Raw genomic sequence first — 6,000 nt, 5'->3', positions numbered from 1 at the left:
CGTCCTTTTTGGACGGGCGGGACGCCCATCCCACAATAATAATTAAAATTGTAAGTTATTTAATTCGCGATCCTAAGTAATTTCTACCCATAACTAGACAAATCAGGCGGAGCGTCTATATATTAAGAATAGTCCTCTCTTATTAGGCATTACCTCATCTAAGACTATTCTCAAATGACTATTAGTATCGGCGAGTCAGCTAAAGAACTAGGTAGATCAGTTAAGACAATTCGCAGATGGGCAGACCATGACAAAATTCGATGTGAGCGTAATCCTAGCGGTCATAGGCGATTTTATATTGCAGATATTAAACGAATTACGCCACGGGATTTAAAGCAGCTATATGACCGGATAACTATCAACTAAGGTCGTGTCAGTAGCAGCGTTCAAAAAGAAGATTTAGTTAGGCAGATTCAAGTTTTACAGCAATTCAGTAGTGCGAAGGGCTGGCAACATGAAACCATTTCCGATCTATGCTCAGGACTCAACTACCAGAAAAAAAGTTTACAAAATTTGCTTAAACGAATCATGAAGGGTGATGTGGGCAGATAGGTGCTAACCCATAAAGATAGATTGCTTAGGTTCGGCTCTGAATTAGTGTTTGCGATGTGCCGAGAAGTCGAGACAGAGGTAGTGTAGTGATAGTTAACAAACCAGAGCTCGAATTGACCTTTGAGCAGGAGTTAGTTACCGACATGATAGAACTGATTACCATCTTTTCTGCGCCTCTCTATGGCGCTCGTAACCGTAACAACAAAAAATTAGTGGAGGGTATTTCCAAAGCAGTCACCGATTTTCAAAAATAATCTGTACAACTATTGACAGTTGGGGAGACATGGGTATATATTCACCAATAAGGAGGAACTGCCCAATGCTCCTGGGCTTGAAGACTCAACTATTGCCAAATAACAAACAAGTCACGGCATTTAGGAAAGCTTCTGGCGTTGCTCGACACGCTTACAACTGGGCAAATGCAACTCTCCAAAAGTCCTTAGAAGAAAAGCAAAAAGTACCTTCGGCGATTGACTTACATAAACGGTTAGTTGCTGAAGGGAAAATAGCCAATTAGTGGTATTACAAAACCAATAAAAATGTTCCACAAAAAGCGCTTGCTGAAATCCGTCAAGCTTGGGACAGGTGCTTCAAAAAAATATCACAGCAACCACGTTTTAAGAAAAAAGGTCAACGCGACTATTTTTATGTGTAACAAGGCACTAAAGCTTCACCCAAAATACAAAACGATGGTAAACGTGTCAGACTTCCTTCTATTCGATGGGTACGTTTGTCCGAACCTCTACCAGTTACTGCGGTACATAACTGCGTGATTAGTAGACAAGCTGACAGATGGTTTATCGCTGTTAAGTACGAAATTGAGAAACCTATCGTATCTCGTGATAGAACTACTGTTGGTGTTGATATCGGCATCAAGGAATTAGCTGTTTGTAGCGACGGCACAGTATTCTCCAACCCCAAAGCTTACAAAGGTATGAGTAAGCGTTTAAAGCGATATCAACGTCGTATCAGCCAGCGTGTTAAAGGTTCTAAAAACCGAACCAAAGCAATTAGAAAAGTTGCCAAGATTCACGCCAAGATATCAAACATTCGCCAAGACGCAATCCATAAACTAACTCATTATCTCGCCAAAAACTACAGCGAAGTTAGAATTGAGGATTTGCACGTTAAGGCATTTTTGAAAAACCATAAATTGGCTGGTGCGATAGCTGATTGTGGTATGTATGAGTTTAAACGACAGTTAGAATAAAAGACTGAGAAGTTCCCAAGTAAATTAATCCTAGTTAATAGATTGTTTCCCAGTTCTCAAATTTGTTCTGACTGCGCTACTCATCGTCACAAGATACCATTAAAAAGCCGTGTTTATCATTGTCCTGAGTGCCGGTACACAGCAGACAGGGATCTGAACGCCGCTAAAAATATCGAAGGATGGTTTGAAGGAATTCACATTCCGATTCGTTCGGATCAAACGGTAAGCTGTACCGAGATTGCCTGTGAAGCGGACAAACCTCTTAGAAGTCATTCTAAGACCGCGATGAAACAGGAAGTTAACGCTAAAACTACTTTTGTCCAGTTAAGTCTAGACTTGGGTAGTTTTGGGTAAGTTTAATCGGGCGGTTAAGTACCTAATTGCAAAATGCGTTTGACGATCGCACTGGTAGAACTCGGAACTTCTATTTCGATCAAGGAAATCTTGCCACCAGAGGCGAGCACAGCCGGTGCTTCCGGTAGAGTTTCGACTTGATAGTCTCCTCCTTTAACGTATATATCGGGCTTCAGGATATTTATCAGTTTACTTGCTGTAATGTCGGAAAAAATTACTACGGCGTCTACTGCTTTAAGGGCAGCTAAAACTTCGGCTCGCTGATTTTCCGGTACGATCGGGCGAGGTGGCAATCCCGGCTGCTGCGGTTTGATAGCTTGCACGCTGGCGTCGCTATTCAAGCCCACCACGAGCGATCGCCCCAAATTTTTTGCCGCCTGCAAATAGCGGACGTGGCCAGCGTGTAGGATATCGAAGCACCCGTTAGTAAACACGATCGGACGCCAGTTGTCCGGACCGGATGCGATCGATCTTTCAAGTTCTTTCAACGTGTAAACACCAGAAATCATTGCAGTCATTACCAGCAAATTTGAACAGCGAGCAATTATCCTACCAAAAAATGGGCTTTTTTGCACTTTTGGTATTGAACAATCCAGCAATCAAGCTGCCAATAATTAGTAGTTGGCAATTAGTAATTGGCAATTAGTAATTTGTGACTATTAAGCCAGAAGGAAGAAGTAAGAATGCCCGGCGGCGAACCAGATCTGGTAAACAGAAGGAAACAGGAAAAAACAGCTACTGGTGTATCTGTAGCAGCCGTATCGTGCTGCTGGTAATTAGAGATTAAAAAGGTTGGGGAACAATTATTTATTCCACCCCTCTGTTATATCAATTACTATAAGACAGGGGATTTAGTTCCACGGGCTTCTGGCAGGCGATCGGGTAGTGGGAACCCTAGGGGGTGAGACCCCGCAAAACGCCCTCCTGCTGTGTCTATTATTTCTGACACCGCCGCGCGAGCGAAAGCTAGTTAAAAGCACCGAACCCAAGCGCGCAGATCTCATCTTTAAGCTGCAGTCGTCAGACTATAGAAAAAGCCAGCAGTTGCTTGCTGCAGTTTCTGGGCGCTATTTTAACCAAGCTTTACAGCCACCCCAGAAGCGTGGTGCCTCTTCCAACTCTGCATACCTGTGCAGAAACTCGCTCCTTTGGGGTCGCAACCGCAGCCTGTGAAAACCCAGAGGAAAGTCGAGGTGGGTACCCCAAGCAGCTATTTTGGTGGAAAATAGCTTGGAACTCGTCCAACAAAATCAAGTCAACTACCCCGTTAAATCTAAGGGTGTAGAATTATCTCACAGGAATTATGAAAGCAAGTAATAGCCGTCAATTTTCTTCACTAGCTGCTCGAACTCTAAAAGTAGTCGGGATTATCTTGATTCTCTCTGCTTTGCTTGACTGCATTGTTCTGTCGCTGCCGGGAGAAACTTCGGATCTTCTCAATCGAGCCTGGCAGTTGGCGGCTGCAACTCAGATAGTTGACAGGGGGATTATTCCTTTAATGGGTATCGCCCTGCTGATGACTGGCTTTTGGGTGGACAGCAGCAGTGGAGTCTCTATTGAGCGACGCCAGGTTTGGCTGGACTTGCGATTTTGGGCGCTGTTGATTTCCAGCTTGTTAGGTCTACTTTACCTATCTCTGGTTCCCGTTCACCTCAACAATACTCGTTTGGAACTCCAGGATGCTCTGGCTCAAGTCGATAGAGAAGCGGGACAAGCGGAAGGTCAACTTGAGGCGCAAATTAAAAGCGATCAGTTTAAAGCTCAGGTAGAACAGCTCAAAAGCCAGCGGCGCACCCAAATAGCCGGCCTGCTGCAAGACGACGGAAAGCTGCAACAAGCCCTCCAGAGCCCAGATGTTCCCGAGGAATTGAAAGCTGTGCTTCGAACTTCGAAAAATGACCCGAAAGCCCTCGACAACTTCCTGGAACAGCAAGCTCAAGCACTGCCCACTCAAGCTCGCAACGAGATTCGCACCCGCAAGCAACAAAAAGAGAAAGAGTTAAGAACTCGATCGAGAAATTCGAGTTTGCAGACGGGAATCAGCAGTTTGTTGTTAGCCATCGGCTACATTACCGTTGGTTGGACGGGATTGAAAAGTATGGGAATTCTGCGGTTCGGCCACCGCAAAAATTGATCGGCGCTGGCGGGGATCGCGCTGGTCGAGACATCCCTGAGAAATAGTTTGTTTACCGAATAGTTTGCCTTTACTGAAAGCTGCGAATGTTCTCAATTTATATTCTGACTTACAACGAAGAAATTGATATCGCCGCTTGCATTGAATCGGCGCTGCTTTGTGACGATATCATTGTAGTTGATTCTTTCAGCACCGATCGCACCCTTGAGATTGTTCAGAACTATGCCGTGCAAACAGTGCAGCACCGCTTTGAAACTCACGGACGCCAGCGGACTTGGATGCTCAAAGAAGTCCCGTGCAAGTACGAATGGGTTTACATCCTCGAAGCTGACGAGCGGATGACGCCTGCACTGTTTGCTGAATGCTTAAAGGCGATCGAAAGTCAAGAATATATCGGCTACTATGTAGCTGAAAAAGTAATATTTATGGAGCGCTGGATTCGCCACAGCACTCAATATCCCCGCTATCAAATGCGGCTGTTTCGCAAAGACCGAGTGTGTTTTACTGACTACGGTCACACTGAACGGGAAGTTTGCAACGGGCCTATTCACTTTTTGAAGGAAACCTACCCTCACTATACTTGCAGCAAAGGTCTTTCCCGCTGGATTGAAAAGCACAACCGCTACTCGACTGACGAGGCGGCTGAAACTCTCCGCCAATTAGAAGCGGGTCAAATAAATTGGTGGGATTTAGTGTTTGGCGCGTCGGAGGTCGAAAGGCGCCGCGCTTTGAAAGATTTTTCTTTGCGCTTGCCTTTGCGGCCTGTGGTGCGCTTTTTGTATATGTATATTTTACTCGGCGGATTTCTTGACGGTCAAGCGGGATTGGCTTGGTGCACCCTGCAAGCTTTTTATGAATATCTAATTTTGCTGAAAGTTTGGGAAATGAAGCATCTGCCACTGCCAAATTTAGAGGTAGTGGCAGAACAATCTCTTTCGGAAGTAGTAACAGTTGATTCGCCTAAAGTTTCTTGTAATCTTGGCGCTTCCGATACTCGAAATTAAGAATTGGTAATGGATAATTGGGAATTGGTATATAGCCATCCTTTCGTGAGTTATGAACGTGGTGAGCGGCACGATCGCCTGGACTGGCTACGAGTGCCGCTCTCCACAACTCCTGCAAGGATTGCTAGAGCAACCGCCCATCAGGGTTATATAGCCTTTTTCAGGTAAATGAGGTAGATATTAAGGCTTGAAAATCCCGACATACACAGAAATCTCTGTACCTCATCTTGGGGAGAAAAGCTATATCATTTGAGATTTTAGACTTTGGGGTGGGCGCGAGCGTCGAAGGATTTTAGATTTAAAATTAAAGAATTGGCAAGGACTGATTTCGTAAGGGTTTGGCTCGCGGGCAGAGAGTTGCATAGTTTTTTTTTAATAGTGTTAGGAAGTTCTGGCTCAAGGCACAAACATGAGGGTTTGATATCGATTCCGGTTGCACCGTCCGTCAATCGATTTTAGATTTTAGATTTTAGATTTTAGATTGACTTGCGCGAGATAAATGCTCTTTCTTGAGGATTTTCGATTTGCGATTTGGGATTGATTCCACGGATAAATCACGTGGCGGGTACCACCTTTGAAATTCTTGGTCATTGTTGGCTGTTGACTGTTGACTGTTGACTGTTGAGTAATGACTAATGACTGATGACTAATGACTGATGACTGATGACTAATGACTGTTGAGCGAATCTGTTGCCCAACTTCCTTCTTTCGCCACAACAACAAAATAGAAAAAACCCGGTTTAGTG

At 44.6% G+C, this 6,000-nt stretch carries 5 protein-coding genes and 2 pseudogenes; 6 read left to right on the top strand and 1 reads right to left on the bottom strand.

Annotated elements, in window-relative coordinates; genetic code table 11:
* Positions 1-174: 174 nt before the first annotated feature.
* The 4 genes and pseudogenes from QUB56_RS37480 to QUB56_RS37475 form a co-directional block, all read left to right on the top strand.
* A pseudogene (locus QUB56_RS37480) lies at positions 175-806 on the top strand (IS607 family transposase).
* 65 nt (positions 807-871) lie between these two features.
* A complete protein-coding gene (locus QUB56_RS31510) occupies positions 872-1,069 on the top strand; it encodes a helix-turn-helix domain-containing protein (RefSeq protein WP_332960278.1) in 198 nt (65 codons plus the stop codon).
* A 162-nt stretch (positions 1,070-1,231) separates the two neighbouring features.
* Entirely contained in the window at positions 1,232-1,762 is a 531-nt protein-coding gene (locus QUB56_RS31505) for a transposase (RefSeq protein WP_332960283.1), read from the top strand.
* A 15-nt stretch (positions 1,763-1,777) separates the two neighbouring features.
* Positions 1,778-2,116, top strand: a pseudogene (locus tag QUB56_RS37475) (zinc ribbon domain-containing protein); the annotation flags it as partial.
* A gap of 14 nt (positions 2,117-2,130) precedes the next feature.
* On the opposite strand, the gene rfaE2 reads toward QUB56_RS37475, so the two are convergent.
* Complete coding sequence (rfaE2, locus tag QUB56_RS31500; RefSeq protein WP_332960282.1) at positions 2,131-2,625, bottom strand: D-glycero-beta-D-manno-heptose 1-phosphate adenylyltransferase; 495 nt, start codon at positions 2,623-2,625, stop codon at positions 2,131-2,133.
* A gap of 794 nt (positions 2,626-3,419) precedes the next feature.
* Between rfaE2 and hpsJ-B the strand changes: the two genes are divergently transcribed.
* On the top strand, positions 3,420-4,250 hold the full coding sequence (hpsJ-B, locus tag QUB56_RS31495; RefSeq protein ID WP_332960277.1) for a hormogonium polysaccharide biosynthesis protein HpsJ: 831 nt from the start codon (positions 3,420-3,422) through the stop codon (positions 4,248-4,250).
* A gap of 86 nt (positions 4,251-4,336) precedes the next feature.
* Positions 4,337-5,254 carry a glycosyltransferase family 2 protein gene (locus QUB56_RS31490; protein ID WP_332960276.1) on the top strand — a complete coding sequence of 306 codons (918 nt, stop codon included), beginning with the start codon at positions 4,337-4,339 and terminating at the stop codon, positions 5,252-5,254.
* Positions 5,255-6,000 lie beyond the last annotated feature (746 nt).

Origin of the sequence: Microcoleus sp. AR_TQ3_B6, assembly GCF_036702785.1 — a bacterium.
In the GTDB taxonomy this organism is placed as follows: domain Bacteria; phylum Cyanobacteriota; class Cyanobacteriia; order Cyanobacteriales; family Microcoleaceae; genus Microcoleus.
This window is presented reverse-complemented; position numbering and strand designations above follow the sequence as displayed.